This window comes from Microbacterium sp. LWS13-1.2 (assembly GCF_040144835.1).
Taxonomy (GTDB): domain Bacteria; phylum Actinomycetota; class Actinomycetes; order Actinomycetales; family Microbacteriaceae; genus Microbacterium.
The window spans coordinates 3,295,157-3,314,728 of sequence record NZ_CP151632.1 but is presented as its reverse complement, the minus strand read 5'-3'; the positions used below and the strand labels follow the sequence as shown (position 1 = coordinate 3,314,728).

Sequence of the window (19,572 nt, the reverse complement as noted above, 5' to 3'; positions counted from 1 at the left end):
CCACCATCGTGCGGGCGGTTCCTGCGGTCGAAGGACATGCCTGGTTGCGCATAGATTCGGTGCATGGCCCGCAATCGGCGGGCTCAACCTGGAGAACCCCCACATGGATCTGTTCGGCCTCATCGGCATCGCAGTGGCTGCCGGAGTCATCCTCGTCGTCGTCCTCATCGGCTTCATCCTGTTCCGCGCCTGGTACCAGGTGCCCAAGGCCGACGAGGCCATCGTCATCGTCGGCAAGAAGGCCCGCGACAGCACCGAGGGCGAAGCGAACAAGATGACCGTCATCAGCGGTCGGGGTGCGTTCGTCAACAAGCTGACGCAGCGCTCCGACAAGGTCTCGCTGCGGTCGCGGCAGATCAAGTTCGAGCCGACCGCTCAGACCATCAACGGCGTCACCATCGACCTGACCGGGGTCGCCCTCGTGAAGATCGGCTCGACACCCGACCAGGTCCGCCGCGCTGCGGAGCGATTCGCGTCGCAGGACGATGCGATCGTCGTCTTCACGACCGAGCAGCTCGAAGGCGCGCTGCGCGGCGTCGTGGCGAAGCTGACCGTCGAGCAGGTCATGCAGGACCGGCAGAAGCTCAGCGACGAGATCGCGCAGGGGATCTCCGGCGATCTGCTCGCGCAGGGGCTGGTGCTCGACTCGTTCGCGATCCAGGGCATCACCGACAAGAACAACTACATCTCCGCGCTCGGCGCCAAGGAGGTGCAGCGCGTCAAGCGCGAAGCGGATGTCGCAGAGATCGACGCCACGCGCGAGGTGAAGAAGCGCCAGCTCGCCGCCGACGAGGCCAACCTGATCGAGCAGACCGCGCTCGACAAGAACACCGCCGCCGCGAAGTCGGAGGTCGGCCGGGCGAACGCGCAGGCCGAGCAGTCCGAGAACCTCGCCCGCGCCGAGGCCGAGCAGGGCGTGCTCCTGCAGGAGGCCAACAACACCCAGGCAAGACTGGATGCCGAGGTCAAGAAGGTCGCCGACGCCGACAAGTACAAGCAGCAGACGCTGGCGGACGCCGAGGCCTACCAGCAGCAGATCGCCGCCGACGCGGAAGCCTACAAGCGCGAGAAGAACGCCGAAGCGGACCGCAAGGTCGCCCAGGAGCGCTCAGATGCCGAGGCGTACGCGGTGAAGGCGCAGGCCGAGGCGCGTGAGGCGTCCGCCTCCGCCGAGGCTGCAGCCGTCCGGATGAAGGCCGAAGCCGAGGCCGCCGCGGTTCGCGTGCAGGCGGAGGCCGAAGCGGAGGCGATCCGTCTTCGCGGCAATGCGGTCGCCGAGGCCGTCGCCGCCGAGGCGGCTGCACTGCGCGAGAATCAGGACGCGATCCTCGCGAAGGAGATCATCGGACAGCTGCCGCAGCTCATGGCGGAGTTCGCGAAGGGCTACGAGAAGGTCGGCACCATCACGATGATCGGCGGCGACAGCGCGGCGACGCACCTGGCCCGCGAGCAGTCGGCGAGCCTCACGGCGACCTTCGAGAGCGTCAAGGCGGCCACCGGACTGGACCTCGGCGCGGTCGTGCAGGGCCGGTCCTTCGGGCGCGGCGTCGCGGAGGGAAACCAGGTGACCACCACGCCTGTCGACCCGGAGCCCGTCACCTCCTGATCTCGTCCGTCGTCAGCGCCCGTCTGCATGCAGGCGGGCGCTGCCGTTCGGTGCGAGGGAGACCGGCGGGAAGTCGACCGTCGCTCTGTGCAACGCTCGCGCCGGGATCCGTTCACTCAGATGAGGTGATGTGCGCGCGGCGGTGTGCGGTAACGTGCGCTTGGGGAACCGAGGAGGAAGACAATGACTGTCGATCGCCATGCCCGCACGATGCTCCCGATTCCCGACCGGCCGCGCCCGGGGTTGACCACCTACGACGCGAAGGACCCCGCAACCGCGTATCCGCCCATCGAGCCGCTCCTGCCACCCGCGGGCGCGCCGAACGTGCTGGTCATTCTTCTGGACGATGTGGGTTTCGGCGCCTCGAGCGTGTTCGGCGGCCCGTGCCGCACACCAGTCGCCGAGCGACTCGCGGCCGGGGGCCTCACGTTCAACCGCTTTCACACCACGGCCCTGTGCGCGCCGACGCGGCAGGCGCTCCTGACCGGCCGCAACCATCACTCCGTGGGTATGGGAAGCATCACCGAGACCGCGACCTCGGCCCCGGGGAACAGTTCGCTGCGCCCCAATACGAAGGCGCCGCTGGCGATGACGCTGAAGCTCAACGGCTACTCGACCGCCCAATTCGGGAAGTGCCACGAGGTGCCCGTATGGCAGTCCTCGCCGATAGGCCCGTTCGACGCGTGGCCGTCCGGAGGTGGCGGGTTCGAGACCTTCTACGGCTTCATCGGCGGCGAGAACAACCAGTGGGAGCCCGCGCTCTACGAGGGGACGACGCCCGTCGAACCGCCCGCGACGCCGGAGGAGGGCTACCACCTCACCGAGGATCTCGCCGATCGGGCGATCGGCTGGATCCGCACACAGAAGGCGCTCGCTCCCGACAAGCCGTTCTTCGTCTACTTCGCGCCGGGAGCCACCCACGCACCACATCATGTGCCGGCCGAATGGGCGGACCGGTACAAGGGTGAGTTCGCGGACGGGTGGGACGCGCAGCGCGACAAGACGTTCGCACGCCAGAAGGAGCTCGGCGTCATCCCGGCCGACGCCGAACTGACCGCGCGGCACGACGAGATCCCCGCGTGGGACGACATGCCCGAGGACCTGAAGGCCGTGCTCGAGCGCGAGATGGAGGTGTACGCGGGGTTCCTCGAGCACACCGACCATCACGTCGGAAGAGTCCTCGACGCGGTCGAGGATCTCGGGATCCTCGACGACACGCTCGTCTACTACATCATCGGCGACAACGGCGCCTCGGCAGAGGGCACGGTCAACGGCGCCTTCAACGAGATGGCGAACTTCAACGGCATGGCTGCGCTCGAAACGCCCGAGTTCATGCGGTCCAAGATGGCGGAGTTCGGCTCGCCGACCTCGTACAACCACTACGCCGTCGGCTGGGCGTGGGCGATGGACACCCCGTTCCAGTGGACCAAGCAGGTCGCCTCGCATTGGGGAGGCACCCGCAACGGCACGATCGTGCACTGGCCGCGGGCGATCCACGACAAGGGTGGCCTGCGGTCCCAGTTCACCCATGTCATCGACATCGCACCGACGATCCTCGAGGCGGCCGGGCTTCCCGAGCCGACACAGGTCAACGGCGTGCAGCAGTCGCCCATGGAGGGCCGCAGCATGCTGTACGCGTTCGAGGACGCCGACGCCCCCGAGTCGCACGACCTGCAGTACTTCGAGATGTTCGGCAACCGCGGCATCTACCACCAGGGCTGGAGCGCCGTCACCAAGCACCGGACGCCCTGGGTCATGGTGGGCGGCGCACTGCCGGCCTTCGACGACGACGTGTGGGAGCTCTACGACGGAGCGACGGACTACAGCCAAGCGCGCGATCTGGCGAGGGAGCACCCCGAGAAACTGCACGAACTGCAGAGACTCTGGCTGATCGAGGCGGTCAAGTACAACGTGCTGCCGCTCGACGACCGCACCGCCGAGCGCCTCGACCCCGGGATGGCCGGACGACCGACACTCATACGCGGCGACTCGCAGCTCTTCTTCCCCGGGATGGGCCGGCTCTCGGAGAACAGCGTCGTGAGCATCAAGAACCGCTCCTTCTCGGTCACCGCCGAGGTCGACGTCCCCGAAGACGGCGGACAGGGTGTCATCATCGCGCAGGGCGGCCGGTTCGGAGGATGGAGCCTCTACCTTCTCGACGGTGCCGCCCGCTTCGTGTACAACGCGCTCGGCATCCACCGCTTCACCATCTCGGCCGGAAGCGCCGTCGCCCCCGGCATCCACCAGGTGCGGGCGGAGTTCGCCTACGACGGCGGCGGCCTCGCGAAAGGCGGTGACGTCACCATCTACTACGACGGCGCCCCGGTCGGCACCGGCCGAGTCGGGCTGACCCAGCCCATGGTCTTCTCGGCCGACGAGACGACCGACATCGGCTACGAGTCGGGCACGCCCGTGAGCGACGACTACACGCCACAGACCAGTCGGTTCAGGGGCCGCATCAACTGGGTGCAGATCGACCTCGGCACCGACGACCACGATCACCTGATCGACCCGGACGAGCGGGTGCGGATCGCAATGGCCCGCCAATAGCGACCGCCATCAGTCCGCCTCGACGATCCCGGCCCGAAATGCCAGGACCGCGGCCTCGACTCGATTGCGCAGGCCGAGCTTCACGAGGATGGAGCTGACGTAGCCCTTCACCGTGCCCTCCACGAGGTGCAGCTGCGTCCCGATCTCGGCGTTCGAGGCGCCGGCGCCGAGCAACGCCAGCACCTCCCGCTCACGATCGGTCAGGGCCGCGGCCGACTCGCGAGCCTCGGCGCTGCGCACACGGTCGCCCTCGCGGTACGGCGCGATCACGCGACGCGCGATGTCGGGAGAGAGGTACGCGCCGCCCTCCGAGACCGCGCGGACCCCCGCGATCAGCTCGCGCGGATCCGCTGCCTTCAGCAGGAACCCCAGTGCACCACCGCCGAGCGCGCGCTCGATGTAGTCGTCCTCGCCGAAGGTCGTCAGCATCACGATGCGGGTGCCCGGCACGGTCGTCGCGATCTCGGTGGCCGCGCTCAGGCCGTCGAGGACCGACATCCGGATGTCGAGCACGGCCACATCGGGACGGTGACGCTGGCTGCCGTCGATCGCCTCGCGGCCGTTCGCGGCCTCGAACACGACGTCGATCTCGGGGTCGGACTCGAGCAACGGTGCCGCCCTGTCTTCGACCGCGATCACCATGTCGTGCGGCCACGTGTTTCCGGGGATCGGGTTGGTGGATCGCATGTTCCTCCGCTCGAAGACTCAACCATCGTGACGGAAAGTGGCTCGACCCGGAAGCGGCCCCCGACTCGCGTGTGCAGCGAACGGACCTCTTCGACCCGAAGACTCCGGGCTCGAAAACTCGCCGACAGATGGATCGGTCCGAGGTCGATCGACAGCTGAACGTCGGCACCGGGGATGTCAGGCTCGTTCGCGACGCCCCTATCCCGTGTGGGGCACCGGGCGGACAATGAGCGTATGGATGCCCCGCTGGGGTCGGGCGAGTTCGTGGAGATGGATGAGTTGGAGCGTCTGCGAGGACGCGCCTACGGACCGGACGCCGACATCGCCGGGGACGCGGGGGCCGAGGGGCGCCTCGCGGAGTTGGAGGCCGCCCGACGCCGCCAGCTGAAAAACGTGGATGCCGCCGCAGAGGTTCCTGCTCAGGTCGGGAAACCGGTGGCCGTCGCTGCACCTGCCGATGGGCCAGGCGCGGATTCGACATCGATCCTGCAGCCTTTGGACGGGGCGTTCGCCGAGAGTCTGCCAGGCCGAGGGTCGTTCACTGAGCAGAACCCCAGGAGGAGGCCGGTCAGCAACGGAACCCCGGCGGCACCGTGGTGGCGTCGCCCCCGCTGGTCGGTGATTCTCGGCGCCGCGATCGCTGCCCTCGCCCTGATCGCAGGTTACGTCGCAGGGACGTCGCGGCTCCTTGCTTCGGTGTTCACTCCCCTACCGCCCGAGTCGTCCACGGTGCAGATGCCGCCCGTACCGGACAGCTTTCCTCAGGGCCTCTACCTGCCCTCACCGCACGAGATCCTCGCACTGAAGTCGGTCGGCGAAGACGCCGATCGGCCGAACGATCGGCACGGCGTTCTCGAGTCGCTGGGTATCAGCCCCGATGAGCTGCGGCGCTACCAGAACTTCGACGGTCTCAACATCTGGGGCGGTGAGTCTCGTTACGGCATGGCATGCCTGTTCGTGGCCGTCCCCGTTCAGGGAATCCGCGAGGGATACAGCGCCGAAGGGTGTTCCCCCGAAGGCTTCGACACCATTGCGGAACTGCCGCAGCAGGGGACCGACAGCGTCATGCGATTCGTCCTGGGCAAAGACCACGTCAGCGTGTACGTCTACGAGAGGACCGCGGATCCGAGGGGGTTGCAAGGCTAGCGCGACGTCGGCACCGGACTCTTTCGAGCCCCGCTCAGATCGGCGAACGGCGCACCCGGTATTGCAGGCGAAGCACCCGGTTGCCCTGAATCACCACCTCGGGATCCTCCAGCAGGTGCTCCGCGTGAACCGGCCCGAAGTAGCGCTTGCCAGACCCGACCACGACGGGTGCGACGTCCATGCGCACCTCGTCGATCAGACCCGCAGCGAGCACCTGCCCACCGACGTCGCCTGCGGCGACCTCGATGATGCGCTCACCCGCGAGCTCCTGCGCCTTGGCCATGGCTGCCTCGACCCCGTCGACGAAGTGAAACGGCGCCTCGGGATCCCAGCCCTCGGGCGGCGGCCGGTGCGTCACGACGACCACGTGGTCGACGCCGCTGGGAGGCGTCCCGTCCCAGCCATCCGTCACGTCGAACACGTGGCGGCCGACGATCGTCACCCCGATCTGGTCCCAATACGGCCGGACGTAGTCGTAGGACGCCTGCGACACCTTCAACACGCCGCCCTCGTCCAACGGCACGTCCCCGCTGAGCAACCAGTCGAACAGTGGTCCAGGCTGATCATTCTCGTCTGCGATGAATCCGGCCACCGACACCGAGCTGTACAGGACGACTTTGCCCACGACCCGCTCCTCTGCTTGGCTGCCCCAAAAAGTAGCGCGTCCGCCGTGGCCGGGCCATCGCGGAGATGCGACGGCCGGTGGGCCTCTTCAGCGCAGGTCGCGGCGCAGCGGAACGGCCACCGCGACGCATGCCGCCGCCGCCGCATAGGCGAGCAGGACGAGCGCACCGATCGTCGGCGACGTCGGCACGGTCGGCGTCGTCGGGAGCTGCTCGGCGATGGCATCGCTGAGGAAGGTGAAGTCGGTGAGAGCCGCCGTCGCGCCTCCTGGGAGATAGGAGTGGATCGCGTTCACGCCGGGGATGATCATGAGCACGTGCTCGAGGAAGTAGAAGTACCCGAGCACGATGCCGACGGCGAGCAGCTGATGGCGTGCGAGCGCGCCGATGGCGACGCCGAGGATCATGTAGACGGCGGCCGCCAGCGAGAGACGTGCGAGCAGCGTGACGAGTCCGACCATCGGGACCCCGAGCTCGATGCCCTGCAGTGCCGCCCCGCCCAACACAGCTGCCCCGGCGAACAGCGAGGCGACGACCCCGTAGGCGATGCCGAGCGCGGCGAATACGACGAGCTTCGCGGCGAGCAGTCGCCCGCGGCGAGGGGCGGCGAGGAAGGTGGTTCCGATGGTGTGATGCCGGTACTCGCTCGTGACGGCGATCGTGCCGATGAGCGCGGGCACGAAGAGCAACAGGCCGCTCATGCCTACGACGATGCCGACGCCTTCGCCGGTGTCGAGGCCGGGCAGCGGCGGGGTGGCATTCTCGGGGCCGACGAGAGCCAGCAAGCCGGTCAGAGCGCCACCGCTGCCGGCGGCGATGATGAGCGACCACATCGGGAGCCGGGTAGCGAAGAGTTTCGTGAACTCGCCCCGGATCAGTCGATTCATGCGGAGACTCCTTCGGTGAGTGTTGCTCTGGATGCTCCGGGTGCGGCGTGGGATGCGGTCTCGGATGTGAGCCGCAGAAATGCCTCTTCGAGGCTCGTGCCGTGCGCGGTGAACTCGTCGAGCGAACCCTCCCACGCCACGTGTCCGCGATCGATCAGCACGAGGTCGTCGACGCCGTGCTGGAGTTCCGTGAGGACGTGGCTCGAGAGCAGGACCGTACGACGGCTAGCGGCGAATTCGCGCAGGAAGGTGCGCAGCCAGACGATCCCCGCCGGGTCCAGCCCGTTCGACGGCTCGTCGAGCACGAGTACGTCCGGATCTCCGAGGAGTGCCGTGGCGAGGGACAGCCGCTGTCGCATGCCGGTCGAGAAAGTGCCCACACGGCGGTCGAGATATGCAGAGACGCCGGTGAGCTCGGCCACCCGCTCTGCATTCGCCGGCCCATGTCCGCCCAGCGCGCAATACGTGCGGAGGTGTCCGCGCGCCGTCATCGCGGGGTGGGCGGCGGCGATGTCGAGCACGGCCCCCACCGTGCCGGACGGCTCGTCGAGTTCGCCGTACCAGGCACCGCCGATGAGGGCCGTTCCCGCATCGGGACGCGTGAGGCCCAGAAGCATCCGGAGCGTTGTGGACTTGCCCGCTCCGTTGGGACCGAGGAATCCGGTGACCCGGCCGGGACGCGCGCTGAAGGTGACGTCCCTCACCGCGTCGACGCCGGCGAAGCGCTTGGCCAGTCCAGAGACCTGGACGTCCGTGCCGCGGCCGGTCATGATGCGCTCCCGGCCCGGGAAGTCGACATGAAGAGTCGAGGTGTCGGTCGAATGGCGGTCATCAGGGTGTTCCTCTCACTGACGTACGCTGGATCAGGTCTTGAGAATGTTATCACCGTGAGAATGGTTGGTGTGCCGTGTCGAAGAGCTCGCCCATCGCCGATGTCGTCATGCACCCCGTGCGCCTCCGGATCATCCAGCAACTCGGCACCCGCCAGGTCACGACCGCGGATCTTCGAGCCGCCATGCCGGATATCCCGCAGGCGACGCTGTACCGTCACGTCGCCGCACTCGTCGAGGCCGACATCCTCTCGATCGTGGAGGAGCGGCGGGTGCGTGGCGCGGTCGAGCGGACGTTCACCCTCGGTGGAAGGATGGCGCACGTCGACCATGCAGAGCTCAGGGAGATGGGCGAACAGGAGTTGCGCCAGTCCTTCCTGACGTTCATCGCCCACCTCGGCGAGACGTTCGATCGCGCGAGCGCTTCGGATGCCGATGGCGACTTCCGCGACTTCCTCGGCTTCGGAGAGGTGCAGCTGCACGTCACGACCGCCGACCTCAGCGAGATCCAGGCACGTCTCGGCGAGCTGCTCGCGCCCTACCTGGCCGCCACGGGTCCCGAACGCCGCACCGTGACCTTCGCCACAGCTCTGATACCGGAACCGCCTCGCCAGGCGTGACGGTCGCCACGGCTCGGGACCGGGCGAGGGCTGTGTACTACGCGTCAGTCGCCGGAACTGCCGGGGAGGACGTCTCGGTCCACCCTGACCGACACGGAGTCCAAGCGGGGGTCGTCGCGGAGTCGTCTAAAGATCGACGGTTCCGCCGCCACGATGAGCGAATCCGGGTAGAGCCGGCTGCCCCACGCCAACCGCTTGTCCGCATCCCACGCGAACTCGGGAATGCGACGTCCCGATTCCACGTCAGCCGGAACGAGATCGGCTTCGAAGTACTCCTCCCCGAACACGCGGATCGGTGAATCGGTCGCCGGCACCTCGCCGTAGCCGACCCAGCGAAGACTTCGAAGCGACAGATCGCCGATGGCGTCGCGCAGCGCTTCCGCGGTCGATCCGTCCAGTTCGCCCATGCATGAGACGAGGTCGCGGACAGCCGGACGTTCCTCCGCGATCCGACGGGTCGCTTCGAACCAGTTCAGGGATGCCGAGTGCTCTTCGACGTCGACGAACCGAGACCAGGGGACTGCGGTCCCGTCTCTGTCGATGAACGGGAGATAGACACGCAGCATCGGCAGGTCGCGGTGGGACGCAGGGACGAAGTCGCGAGCGACAGTGCGCCATCCCGATTCGTCAAGCTGAGCCGTCCGGTCGACCATGCCTCTCACCGTATCGGGGCTGCGGGCACGCACGAACCCGGATAATGGACGCATGTCTTCCCCCGTCGAACGCCGTTCCAACCCGACCGCCTGGGCCGCTTTCTGGTTCGCGCTGGCCGGGCTCGTGCTCATGCCCATCCCCCTGTTCATCGGCCTGATACTTGGCGGTGGCCTTTCGATCGTCGCCGCAGTCCTCGCCGTGATCGCACTCCTCAAGGGACTCGCGCGCAACGGCAAGGGCATCGCACCCGTCGTGTTCGCCGCGATCTTCATCGCACTCACGTGGGGCGGCATCTCGATCGGCGGCGGCACCGTCTGGTAGGTCGGCCGACCGCCGGATAGCATGGCGCCAATCGGCGTCCGGGTCAGCCGAACAATCGGCGTCCGGGTCAGCCGAATGCCGCGCTGGCTTAAGCGTGGCATCCAGGCCTCACGGGGCTACGCCGCGCCGCCACTGATGGCGATCTTGCGGGGTGAGGCGGATTCGGCGAGCGGAATGGTGACTTTCAGGACGCCGCTGTCGAATCTCGCGGTGATCTTATCTTCGTCGGCCTGCTCGGGGAGGAGGATGCTGCGGTAGAAGCTCGTGCTGGATTCGCGCATCACGTACTTCTTGTTCGCGTCCTCGTCACGGTCACGCCGCTCGGCCTGGATCAGGAGAGCGCCCCGATCGACATCGACGCTGACGTCCTTCTCCTCGAAGTTCGGCAAGTGCGCCTCTACGATGAGGGCCGTGTCGTCTTCCATGTAGACGTCTGTTGTCGGCATCTGACCCTGCACGGATCTGATCCCACCGGCCTCGAAAAGGTCCCGCGTTAGTGCGCTCAGCTGAGCGAACGGATCGAAGCGGACCAAGTTGCGTGCCATGGTTGACTCCCTTCTACGTGCGCGCAAGTGCGCGCACCAACATGATCGATGCACAGGCGGCGGATACACGGGACGATGGTCCCGCCGTCTGCGGTTCACGCGTCGTGGACCATCGACCGTCGAGCTTCGCGAAGACGGTCGGCGACATGATCGCGGACGCTCAGCATGTACGGCGATCGAGCGCGACGCACCCGATCGTCAAGTGGCCGACTGGGTGCGGATGAGTTCCGTGATGTCGATCGGCTCCGTGGGAGGCAGTTGGAGGTCGGCGGGCCCGATGACCGCCGGAACGGGGATCGTGGGAGCAGAAGCGTTCATGATGATCCTTGGGCGAAGGTGACGAGATGCTGGAACACCCTCCACCGTGCACCGAGTGACGAAGCCCGGACAGGGTCGAAAGTCCTGCCGCCGCGTGCCGGTGTCGTCGTTCTCGACAGCCGCGCGCTCTGATCGCCGGCCAGTTGGGCCGCGACGTGGGCGCTGGCCCCTCGGACTGCCTTATCTGACCGCTCGTCCGAGCGCCTGCCGGTGCATCTCGTGCATGTGTGCGTCGAAGGGCGCCACCGGCGCGATCAGGACGACGTCCGGCGCGACATCCGTGAGTGGGATCGGCGACACCGGGCCGGCCGGCAATCCCCACGAGGCCCGCCATCCGGCGAGTTGCGCAGCCGACGCGGCAGCGACGACGCGTCCCAGTCCCGCCCATCCATGCGCGGCTGCGCACATCGGGCAGTGCTCGCCTGACGTGTAGACGGTCGATGTTGCCCGCTGGTTCGAAGTGAGGTGTGCGATCGCCCACCGCACGAGCGCCAATTCGGGATGGGCGGTCGGGTCGCCATCGGACTTCTCGCGGTTCACCGCCTCGGCCAGCACCGCTCCGTCCGCGTCGACGAGCACGGACCCGAACGGATCGTCGCCTGCCTCGAGCGCTCGCCTCGCGAGATCGACGCATCGCTGCAGATGACCCTCGTCGACACGGGAGATCTCGGTACTCATCCTCGTACTCCTCTCACTGACGGCTCCGTAGATCGCATCGCTGTTGTCCCGTCCGCGGTCACGGCGTCCACCGGCGCACGTCGTGCGCTTCACGGTAGATGGTCGCTGCCGAGACACCGAACAGCGGCCGCCGATGCGAGGTTCTTCGAGCTTTCGTCTTGACCTTGACCTTGGGTCGGGGTTCACACTCGCGACTGCGACGCCGGAACGGGCTCGCGGAACGAAGGATTCGAAGGAGCACAGACATGACCCTCCCCACCCAGCAGCACGCCACCGTCGCGGCTCAGGACCGCCCCGAGCTTCAAGCGATCCTCGACGACATCGTCGACTCGGGTATCACCGGCATCACCCTGCGGCTCCGCGACGAGCACGGCGAGTGGACCGGTGCGGCCGGCCGCAGCGAGATCGACGGCGACGCGAAGCCGCCGATCGACGGGCATGTCCGCATCGGCAGCAACACCAAGACGTTCACCGCCGCCCTCACGCTGCGGCTCGTCGCCGAGGGCCGGATCGCACTCAACACGCCGGCGTCCGAGTACCTTCCCGAGTTCGACCTGGACCCCCGCATCACGGTACGAATGCTGCTGCAGCACACCAGCGGCGAGGCGCACACGACCGACGTCACCGAGCACAACCCGTCCTGGATCTCCAGCGGCGGCGACATGATCTCGACGTCGCAGGACCTTCAGAGGTTCATCTCATCGATCGCGAGCGGGACGCTGCTTCCCGCTGAACTCCACGCCGAGATGTGCGCGACACGCGAGACGCCGATTCCTGGGATGGGCTACGGCCCGGGTGTCTTCGTCCAGGACCTTGGCGCGCACGGCAGGGTGATCACTCACAACGGCGGCGCGGCCGGGTTTGCGGCGCTGATGTACGCGACTCCCGACGGTCGCCGGACGATGACCGCGACCCTGAACTACGTCGACGACGCGGCGATGTCGCTGGCTGTCCCGTTCCAGCAGGGTTCCCAGCGCCTGGTGGATGCGGTCTTCCGCACCGGCCGGGCCGCGACGCCGGCCGCATAGACAGATGACGCGTTCGACTGTTCCGGCGGCGTGGATCACGCCGCCGGATGGTCGTGCACGGGAGGCTGGACGGATGAGCAGCGGAGTCACGATCGGCCAGGCGGCCGCGTTCGTCGGCGTCACTGTCAAAACGGTGCAGCACTACCACAAGCTCGGCCTCATCGCCGAGCCTGAGCGCGACCTCTCGGGGTACCGGCGCTACAGCGCAGACGACCTGCTGCGCCTGGTGCATGTGCGCACGCTGGCGGGAGCCGGCGTGCCATTGGCCGAGATCGCTCAGCTGCTCGCCGCCGATGGCGAGGAGTTCGCCGCGAAGTTAGGCGCCGCATCGAGCATGCGCGGGGCCGAGAACGCGGAGGCGGTCGGCGCGATGACGGTCGACATGATCGCCGGCACGCCGATGGAAGCCGCCTATCTCGCGAAGTCGCCGCACCCCGACCTGCAGCATCTCCAAGTGCTTCTCGACAAGCTCGGTGCAACGTACGAGGGCGGGTTCCCCGATCGCACGGATGCCGAGATCCGCGCGATCGCGGCGCCGACGCTCATCACTGTGGGCGACGTGGTCTCTCTCGAGCATGCGGTTGAGTTTCTGCGCCTCCGCGGCGGCGACGTGAATGGCGATTTCGTCGGTGTCCCGGCATCCCAGCTCGCGGTCTTTCCGGGCACGACCCATTTCTTCGGGCTGGCGCGAACCGACCTGGTTCGTGACGTGGTCGTCGGATTCCTGGACGACGCCTCGGCTTAGGAGTCAGGTCATCCCAGTCAACCAAGCGAGATGACGGACTGCGTAGGCGGTATCAGGATTCGCCCAGATGCGCGAATCCTGAAACGTGGGACGACGTGGATGCCGGTGGCTTCCTCGAATTCTCGGTGAGCGGCCAGGAGAAGGCGCTTTCGCTCGAGGTTCCCGTCGGGGCGATCTCGGAGTCCGCACCCATCCGCGGCGGCCATGAGACGATCGATTTTGAATCCGGCGTCCTCGAGGCTGGAACGCACCACGCCTACTCGATCTCATTGGTCGCAGCGGTCACTTATAGCATCTTCGTGCATTCCGCCGACTCATCGGCCGACTTCGACCTCGCTGTTTACGATGAGAATGGGGTCCTCGTCGGTCTGGACGATCATCCTGCGAGTGACACTTTATGCCAGGTGACGCCGCGGTGGACGGGGCCTTTCATCTGGCTGTCATGTGCCATCAGGGCAGTAGTGAGTACGAACTGCTCGTACTCGCCTAGGCCCCGCGGGCAGGATCACCTCGACCGATTGGATAGCCGGCGTGGAGGTCGCAGGCGCCGGCATTCCGGACGTCCGGCGTACGCTACCAATGCGGCCGACGGAAGGATTTCCCGTGTCCCCCTACGACGAGCACGCCGCTCCGCATCACGTCCCTGCTCCTGGCGAGTCGAGCATCCCGGAACTCGAGGTCGACGAGACCGTCGCCCCGCGGCCAGAGGAGGAACTCGCAGACCTCATGCGTGCGCAACCTGACGTCGAAGACCACACCCGCCCGGAATGACCGACTTCTCGGCCAAGCGACGATCGCCGGTCCCGTTCAGAGCGTTGCAGCGGCAGGCGGTATCCGCTGTCGCCCGCTTCCAGTAGCACCCCTGGGTGACCGCCCGACCAGCCCGGATCTGATCGCGCGCACTGGCTACTGGCGGCGAGCCGGTGCTGTGGGGATCCCGATCTCATCGAGCCAGTCGGAGAGGAGTGCCGCCACCAGACCGGGGCGCTCGTGAGGAAGTGCATGTCCGGCGTCGCCCGCGGTGACAACGGTGGCACGCGGGTACCGATCACCCAGCCGCTGTTGCCGTTCCCAGCCGACCCAGTGATCGTGTCGGCCCGAGATCACCAGCACCGGAGCGTCGACAGCCACCGTGTCGGGATCCGCGGTGTGTGGTCCCGCGGTGATCGCGCTCTCCAGCGTCTGCTCGTCGACGTCCCCGACGACCGGGACAACCGCGCGACGGAATCGCTCGAGGGTCTCGACCGTTCGAACGACGAAGTAACCCTCGTACTCGGCGCGCTGATCGGGATCTAGTGCGGTGGACACGTGATCGTCTCGGACCACCGCCGGGGCGGGGGTGCGCTGTTCCCCGGGGAGAGCCGGGCAGATCAATGCGATCCCGGCGACTCGGTCGGGATGCCGAGCCGCGATCGCGCGCGCGAAGTGTCCGCCGAACGAGTGCCCGAGTACGAGGAATCTGCCGGTCGGTGCCTCCTTGTCAAGGAGGAGGTCGACGAGGTCCAGCACGTCATCGGGTCGCCGGACTCCCGATGAGGGTCGGGAGTCGCCGTGCCCGGGCAGGTCGATGTACAGCCGACGCACCGGCCGCGCATCGATCATCGGATCGAGGAAGTCGCGCACCTCCCCCCTTGCGGAGTACGCGCCGTGCAGAGCGAGGAGCGGGATGCCGGCGCCGACGGCGTCGTAAGCCAGTAAAGCCGCATCGCTCAGCCCAACAGTCGTCGTCATGTCCCCATGATCGTTCAGGCGACGCAGCCGACCCAAGCCTCTAGTCCGGTCGAATTCGACACTCCGGGCGCAGGAGGGATCACCGTCCCGACACGGTATGTCCTCGCGTCCGGAACGTCGTTCGGCAGTAAGGGGGATGGGCAGGAGAAGATCCGGGCCAGCGTGCCCGCGGTGGCCGAACGCAACCCGCACATCACGATTCAGGCCAAGGTCGCGAGCAATCACGCCGCGATCCTGCGCAAGGATTTCCGCGCGATCGCCGAGGCGGTCCGCGGAGTCGCCGGTTGACGGCGTAGGAGGCCAGTTGGCTGATCGTGAGCATGGGCTCCATGACTGCCTCTGGCCCTACTGGACGCGGCCATGACCGAGTCGGCACCGGTCGCTCGACAGCTGCTGGCACTCCTCGAGCAACGCGGGTGGCGCGGCTGGAATCGACTCGGACGAATCCCCGAAGGGCGCATCCCCCGCGATCGCTGATGCCGAATCGCATGTCAAGTGAACTTGACACGCCGACTTCCAATCACCTACTTTGTCAAGCGAACTTGACACGCCGCGCGGCGGCGCGCCACAGAAGGGACGACCGTGAAGGCAGACACTCCTACCGGCGGATACCGGCAAGAGATCAGGGCTACCGCCAACCTCTTCGGGTGGGGACTCGCCTGGATCGCGACGCTGGCCCTGGCCAGATTCGGCCCCGAGTTGCTGTGGGGACCCACCCAGCAGGTGGCGAGCTGGGCCGCCGTCATCCTCAATCTCGCCGCCGGCATCGGATGGATCGTCGCTTTCACGCGCTTCCTCCGAGCTGTCGACGAACTGCAGCGACAGATCATCCTGGGTGCCCTCGCGATCACACTCGGCGCTGGGTGGGTTGCCGGCCTCGGCTACGTGGTTGCCGATGCCGCAGGTCTCCTCAGCTTCGATGTCGACATCGCAGCCTTCTCCGTGTTCCTCGGCATCGTCTTCCTGATTACCTTCCTCGTCGGAAGGATCCGCTATCGATGATGAATCGCATCTCGGACCTTCGCGCCGAGCGCTCCTGGACGCAGGCCGACCTGGCCGCACGGGCGAGCGTCTCGCGACAGACCATCAACGCGATCGAGACGGGCAAGTTCGACCCGAGCCTTCCCCTCGCGTTCCGCATCGCCAAGCTGTTCGACCTCCGGATCGAGGACATCTTCACGGACGATCGGGCCTAGGTGAACCGCGGCGACCAGTGAAGGTTGAGACCCGTGAAGCGAAAACGTCACGCAGCTGGTGGGGCAGGGCTCATCGCGATCGGCTCGGCCTGGTTGCTCGCGCGTCATATCGCCGTTTGGCGGTCTCTTGGGGACTGAGGGCTCCATCCAGTGGGTGGCGTTGGCTGCCGTCTGGCTCTTCCTGCTGGGCGGGGCCGCACTGCTAGCTCGCGGCAGCTTCGCCGTCCCGGCATGCCAGGACCAGAGCAGCCCCACGGATTCGTCCGCTTGCCGGTCGGTGTCCGCGCCGAGTGGCGGGCGTCGATTATCTTGATCGCATGGCACGCGGGCGCGACGAGGCGGGTGGGTCGTTCTTCGGTGCCTGGGCAGCGGCTATCGCGATTCTCGCGTTTGGACTAGGCCTGTGGTGGATCGCTACATTCCTGTACTCACCCGTGGGTGATGACCTATTCGCCCCGGTCGAAGACGGCCGGTGGGTGGGAGCGCCGATGATGGTGCTTCTCGCGCTCTTCACGTTCGTCGGGCTCGCCGCGGTGGGCGTTGCCATCTTCCTGATTTGGCTGTTGGTGTCGACTGCGTGGGAAGCCAGACGCCCGCGCTAGTGAGGCGTGTCGGTGGCGCCGTTCCGTCCTTCGAGTCGGCTCTCCGGTCTCCTTGTCGGCAAAGCGCTCCAGCTCGGCCGCCACCGCTGCTCGCCGGAACGGAGCGCACGGACGCCGGTCCTTATGCGTGCGCCGGCCCGCGTGAATCGGAAGTCAGGCTGGGATCAGGCGTTCGACGCGTGCGAGGTCGGCGTCATGCTCGTCGTGCTCGAGCTCGATGTCGTAGTCGTTCTGGATGTTGAGCCAGAAGCGCTCCGAGAGGCCGAACGCGCGAGAAAGCCGTAGGGCGGTGTCGGTGGTGATCCGCCGCTTGCCGCGGATGATCTCGCTGAGCCTGGTCTGCGGCAGGCCGGTCGCCTGCGCAAGGCGGTAGGCCGTGATCCCCAGCGGCTCGAGGAACTCAGTCTGGAGAATCTCACCCGGGGTGATCGGGTTGTGTGCCTTCGTCATCGGTGGTCCCTCCTCAGTGGTAGTCGACGATCTGGACGTCGGTTGGACCGCCGGATGTCCAGACGAAGCAGATGCGGTACTGGTCGTTGATGCGAATCGAGTGCTGTCCGTCGCGGTCGCCGGCCAGCTTCTCGAGCCGGTTGCCCGGCGGGATCCGCAGGTCGTTAATCGTCTCGGCTGCATTGAGCAGGCGAAGCTTCTTCTGTGCAGCGCGTTGCAGTTCCAGCCCGAATTGCCGGACATGCTCGCGCGCCCAGACCTTGCGCGTCGGCTCGTCCGCGAAAGACTGGATCACCCCGCCATGCTAACGCCAGTCGATAGTATTGGCAAACGTGAGCAGATGAATGAGTGCGCGATCGCCGGTCCCTCAGCGCGCCGATCGTGAAGCCTCAGCCGTGAAGGTCGGTTCGTGTGCGGGCCTCGTGCGCGGTGTTAGCCTCTGACTGGATCGGGCGACGTCGTCTCGGATCGTGAGGTGCCTATGGCGCGGTGGACCATGAGTCGCCTCGTCCGCAGCAGTGCACGGTCACCTGCTGGGCGATTCGCGTTGCGAGTCACCCGCGATCTGGTCGACCTGGGCCTTATCGATCGCGGCATGACCCTCGCGGCGCATACATTCACGTCGGTCCTGCCGATCTTGATCGCCTTCCTCGTGCCGGAGGCGACGATGGCGCAGCGCATCAGTCGCGCGAAACAGCGGCTCGCCGGCATCCCGCTCGATCAGCCGGGTGATCTGTCCCGTGTGCTGCGCGTGCTCTATCTGCTGTTCAACGAGGGTTACTCGGGCGAGATCGACATCGCGGCCGAGGCGATCCGCGTGACGCGGCAGCTCGCCGCGCTCAACGACGAGCCCGAGGTCTCAGGGCTCCTCGCGCTCATGCTGCTGCACCATGCGAGGCGGCCGGCGCGGGTGGTGGGTGGGCGGCTCGTGCCGCTCGCCCAGCAGGATCGCTCGCTGTGGGACGTGGATGCGATCACCGAGGGCGTCGCGATCCTGCAGTCGGCGCTCGCCCGGGACCGGCTGGGACAGTACCAGGCGCAAGCCGCGATCGCGGCGCTGCACGCGGATGCGCCGACGGCGGCCGAGACCGACTGGGTGCGGGCCCGCAGGATGCGCGAGATCGTAGGCGCGGGAGACCTTCGCCGGGACGACCATGCGCCAGGCTCAACGACGAGCTCACGGGCCTCGGCAGGCTCCAGCGCGGCAAGCTCGGCGTGGACCCAGGTGAAGCGCAGGTCTGAGTCCGAGGGCATCTGGAACTTGCGCGGATTCCTCCCGACGAGCGCTGCCCGCTCCTCCCTCGGGAAGGCGAACTCCATCACGCTCTCGTCGAGAGAGAATGCGACATAGACCATCTGACCGACGCGGAACTTCAATCGCCCGCGCACGTAGGCATGGTAGGAGCGCTCCAACTCTGCGCCCAGCGCCCGAACGTCGTCGATGACCGCCATGTCCACAGCCTCTCAGGCGTGTCTGACTCGGAGCTATCCCCTCTCCGCAGGCAGAGCATCGTGCGGTCAAGCTTCACGCCCGCCGCTCCTTACGTCTTCAGGTAACCGCGTGCCTCGACGATGCGGCCGTCACGGACGCGGATCAGGTTCATGCCCCTGACCCAGTCGTTTCACCGTTCCCCAGCGCAGGTTCCACGGCGCCATGACATGTACCGAGCAAGCAGAAGCGTCTGCGCGCACACGCTATGTTGAGCGCACGGATGTCTGGGTGGCTCCGTGAGACGAGGACGAGAATGACGGATACTCCTCCCATGCCTCCAGCAGGCTGGTACGACGTGCCTGCAGGCGGCAAGCGGTTCTGGAACGGACGCGAGTGGTCCACAGACGTCATCGGTGCCCCCAACGCGCAGGCTGATTACGCGGCGCTCGACCCCTACCTGCCAGTGCCGCGCACGGAAGTCCTTCCGGCGGCGCCGCAGGCTCGCGCTCACTCCGCAGCCCAGCTTCAGCCCGCCGGCTGGTACCCCGGTCCGACCGGGGCACTTCAGTGGTGGGATGGTCGGCAATGGGGGCCGTTCGCGCCGCCGACCGCCGCCATCTCGCGCCCGGCGAAAGAGGTCGGGATCGCGTACTTGTTCTTGTTCCTTCTCGGCGGTTTCTCGGCACAGCGGTTCTACCTCGGGCTTGTCGGATCCGCGATCGTGTTCAACGTGCTGTGGTGGGGCGGCTGGATTCTCGCCGGTTTCGCGATCGGGATTCCCATGATGGTCGCTGCTGGCATTTGGTGGTTCGTAGACCTGTTCCTCTTGCCCTCGCTCGTGCGCAACGCCAACGCCCGAGCGCTGGTACCCACGCCGATGACGTCCTTCCCGCCGATTCGCCGACTCTGAAGACAGCGCGTAG

23 protein-coding genes and 1 pseudogene are annotated in these 19,572 nt (G+C 67.1%); 14 read left to right on the top strand and 10 right to left on the bottom strand.

The window, feature by feature from the left end:
- The first annotated feature begins 103 nt into the window (after window positions 1–103).
- Window positions 104–1,606, top strand: coding sequence for an SPFH domain-containing protein (locus MRBLWS13_RS15365; RefSeq protein ID WP_349426204.1), 1,503 nt, complete (start codon window positions 104–106; stop codon window positions 1,604–1,606).
- A gap of 183 nt (window positions 1,607–1,789) precedes the next feature.
- On the top strand, window positions 1,790–4,156 hold the full coding sequence (locus MRBLWS13_RS15360; RefSeq protein WP_349426203.1) for an arylsulfatase: 2,367 nt from the start codon (window positions 1,790–1,792) through the stop codon (window positions 4,154–4,156).
- Window positions 4,157–4,165: 9 nt separating this feature from the next.
- Here the strand turns inward: MRBLWS13_RS15360 and MRBLWS13_RS15355 are convergent, their stop codons facing one another.
- Window positions 4,166–4,843: a response regulator transcription factor gene (locus MRBLWS13_RS15355; protein WP_349426202.1), complete on the bottom strand. Its 678-nt coding sequence runs from the start codon at window positions 4,841–4,843 to the stop codon at window positions 4,166–4,168.
- Window positions 4,844–5,077: 234 nt separating this feature from the next.
- Between MRBLWS13_RS15355 and MRBLWS13_RS15350 the strand changes: the two genes are divergently transcribed.
- Window positions 5,078–5,989: a hypothetical protein gene (locus tag MRBLWS13_RS15350; protein WP_349426201.1), complete on the top strand. Its 912-nt coding sequence runs from the start codon at window positions 5,078–5,080 to the stop codon at window positions 5,987–5,989.
- Window positions 5,990–6,023: 34 nt separating this feature from the next.
- On the opposite strand, the gene MRBLWS13_RS15345 is transcribed toward MRBLWS13_RS15350, so the two are convergent.
- The 3 genes from MRBLWS13_RS15345 to MRBLWS13_RS15335 form a co-directional block, all read right to left on the bottom strand.
- Complete coding sequence (locus MRBLWS13_RS15345) at window positions 6,024–6,614, bottom strand: dihydrofolate reductase family protein (protein ID WP_349426200.1); 591 nt, start codon at window positions 6,612–6,614, stop codon at window positions 6,024–6,026.
- 87 nt (window positions 6,615–6,701) lie between these two features.
- On the bottom strand, window positions 6,702–7,499 hold the full coding sequence (locus tag MRBLWS13_RS15340; RefSeq protein WP_349426199.1) for an ABC transporter permease: 798 nt from the start codon (window positions 7,497–7,499) through the stop codon (window positions 6,702–6,704).
- Window positions 7,496–8,269, bottom strand: coding sequence for an ATP-binding cassette domain-containing protein (locus MRBLWS13_RS15335; protein ID WP_349426198.1), 774 nt, complete (start codon window positions 8,267–8,269; stop codon window positions 7,496–7,498). Before MRBLWS13_RS15335 ends, MRBLWS13_RS15340 begins: the two co-directional genes overlap by 4 nt.
- 137 nt (window positions 8,270–8,406) lie before the next feature.
- Between MRBLWS13_RS15335 and MRBLWS13_RS15330 the strand changes: the two genes are divergently transcribed.
- Window positions 8,407–8,949: a helix-turn-helix domain-containing protein gene (locus MRBLWS13_RS15330; RefSeq protein ID WP_349426197.1), complete on the top strand. Its 543-nt coding sequence runs from the start codon at window positions 8,407–8,409 to the stop codon at window positions 8,947–8,949.
- Between the two features lie 44 nt (window positions 8,950–8,993).
- On the opposite strand, the gene MRBLWS13_RS15325 is transcribed toward MRBLWS13_RS15330, so the two are convergent.
- Window positions 8,994–9,602 (bottom strand): hypothetical protein, encoded by a 609-nt coding sequence (locus MRBLWS13_RS15325; RefSeq protein ID WP_349426196.1) that lies wholly within the window; start codon window positions 9,600–9,602, stop codon window positions 8,994–8,996.
- Between the two features lie 52 nt (window positions 9,603–9,654).
- Between MRBLWS13_RS15325 and MRBLWS13_RS15320 the strand changes: the two genes are divergently transcribed.
- Entirely contained in the window at window positions 9,655–9,924 is a 270-nt protein-coding gene (locus tag MRBLWS13_RS15320) for a hypothetical protein (RefSeq protein WP_349426195.1), read from the top strand.
- A gap of 116 nt (window positions 9,925–10,040) precedes the next feature.
- On the opposite strand, the gene MRBLWS13_RS15315 is transcribed toward MRBLWS13_RS15320, so the two are convergent.
- Entirely contained in the window at window positions 10,041–10,457 is a 417-nt protein-coding gene (locus tag MRBLWS13_RS15315; RefSeq protein ID WP_349426194.1) for an Hsp20/alpha crystallin family protein, read from the bottom strand.
- Window positions 10,458–10,967: 510 nt separating this feature from the next.
- Window positions 10,968–11,465 (bottom strand): nucleoside deaminase, encoded by a 498-nt coding sequence (locus tag MRBLWS13_RS15310; RefSeq protein ID WP_349426193.1) that lies wholly within the window; start codon window positions 11,463–11,465, stop codon window positions 10,968–10,970.
- 245 nt (window positions 11,466–11,710) lie between these two features.
- Between MRBLWS13_RS15310 and MRBLWS13_RS15305 the strand changes: the two genes are divergently transcribed.
- From MRBLWS13_RS15305 to MRBLWS13_RS15295, 3 genes are all read left to right on the top strand, one after another.
- Window positions 11,711–12,493, top strand: coding sequence for a serine hydrolase domain-containing protein (locus MRBLWS13_RS15305; RefSeq protein WP_349426192.1), 783 nt, complete (start codon window positions 11,711–11,713; stop codon window positions 12,491–12,493).
- Between the two features lie 73 nt (window positions 12,494–12,566).
- Window positions 12,567–13,238: a MerR family transcriptional regulator gene (locus tag MRBLWS13_RS15300; protein WP_349426191.1), complete on the top strand. Its 672-nt coding sequence runs from the start codon at window positions 12,567–12,569 to the stop codon at window positions 13,236–13,238.
- 603 nt (window positions 13,239–13,841) lie between these two features.
- The gene (locus tag MRBLWS13_RS15295; protein WP_349426190.1) at window positions 13,842–14,009 is read left to right on the top strand and encodes a hypothetical protein; all 168 of its coding nucleotides are present in this window, start codon (window positions 13,842–13,844) and stop codon (window positions 14,007–14,009) included.
- A gap of 135 nt (window positions 14,010–14,144) precedes the next feature.
- Here the strand turns inward: MRBLWS13_RS15295 and MRBLWS13_RS15290 are convergent, their stop codons facing one another.
- Window positions 14,145–14,969, bottom strand: coding sequence for an alpha/beta hydrolase (locus MRBLWS13_RS15290; protein WP_349426189.1), 825 nt, complete (start codon window positions 14,967–14,969; stop codon window positions 14,145–14,147).
- A gap of 6 nt (window positions 14,970–14,975) precedes the next feature.
- Here MRBLWS13_RS15290 and MRBLWS13_RS15285 point away from each other — a divergent pair, with 6 nt between their 5' ends.
- The 4 genes from MRBLWS13_RS15285 (at window position 14,976) to MRBLWS13_RS15270 (ending at window position 16,767) form a co-directional block, all read left to right on the top strand.
- Window positions 14,976–15,257, top strand: a complete 282-nt coding sequence (locus tag MRBLWS13_RS15285) for a hypothetical protein (RefSeq protein ID WP_349426188.1) — start codon at window positions 14,976–14,978, stop codon at window positions 15,255–15,257.
- A gap of 294 nt (window positions 15,258–15,551) precedes the next feature.
- Entirely contained in the window at window positions 15,552–15,971 is a 420-nt protein-coding gene (locus MRBLWS13_RS15280; protein ID WP_349426187.1) for a hypothetical protein, read from the top strand.
- The gene (locus MRBLWS13_RS15275; protein WP_349426186.1) at window positions 15,968–16,165 is read left to right on the top strand and encodes a helix-turn-helix transcriptional regulator; all 198 of its coding nucleotides are present in this window, start codon (window positions 15,968–15,970) and stop codon (window positions 16,163–16,165) included. Before MRBLWS13_RS15280 ends, MRBLWS13_RS15275 begins: the two co-directional genes overlap by 4 nt.
- A gap of 317 nt (window positions 16,166–16,482) precedes the next feature.
- Entirely contained in the window at window positions 16,483–16,767 is a 285-nt protein-coding gene (locus MRBLWS13_RS15270) for a hypothetical protein (RefSeq protein WP_349426185.1), read from the top strand.
- Window positions 16,768–16,920: 153 nt separating this feature from the next.
- Here MRBLWS13_RS15270 and MRBLWS13_RS15265 read toward each other — a convergent pair whose 3' ends face one another.
- A complete protein-coding gene (locus MRBLWS13_RS15265; RefSeq protein ID WP_349426184.1) occupies window positions 16,921–17,217 on the bottom strand; it encodes a HigA family addiction module antitoxin in 297 nt (98 codons plus the stop codon).
- Between the two features lie 13 nt (window positions 17,218–17,230).
- Window positions 17,231–17,512, bottom strand: a complete 282-nt coding sequence (locus MRBLWS13_RS15260) for a type II toxin-antitoxin system RelE/ParE family toxin (RefSeq protein ID WP_349426183.1) — start codon at window positions 17,510–17,512, stop codon at window positions 17,231–17,233.
- 348 nt (window positions 17,513–17,860) lie between these two features.
- Here MRBLWS13_RS15260 and MRBLWS13_RS15255 point away from each other — a divergent pair.
- Window positions 17,861–18,319 (top strand): annotated as a pseudogene (locus MRBLWS13_RS15255) (DUF6596 domain-containing protein); the annotation flags it as partial.
- 661 nt (window positions 18,320–18,980) lie between these two features.
- Window positions 18,981–19,559 carry a TM2 domain-containing protein gene (locus MRBLWS13_RS15250; RefSeq protein WP_349426182.1) on the top strand — a complete coding sequence of 193 codons (579 nt, stop codon included), beginning with the start codon at window positions 18,981–18,983 and terminating at the stop codon, window positions 19,557–19,559.
- Window positions 19,560–19,572 lie beyond the last annotated feature (13 nt).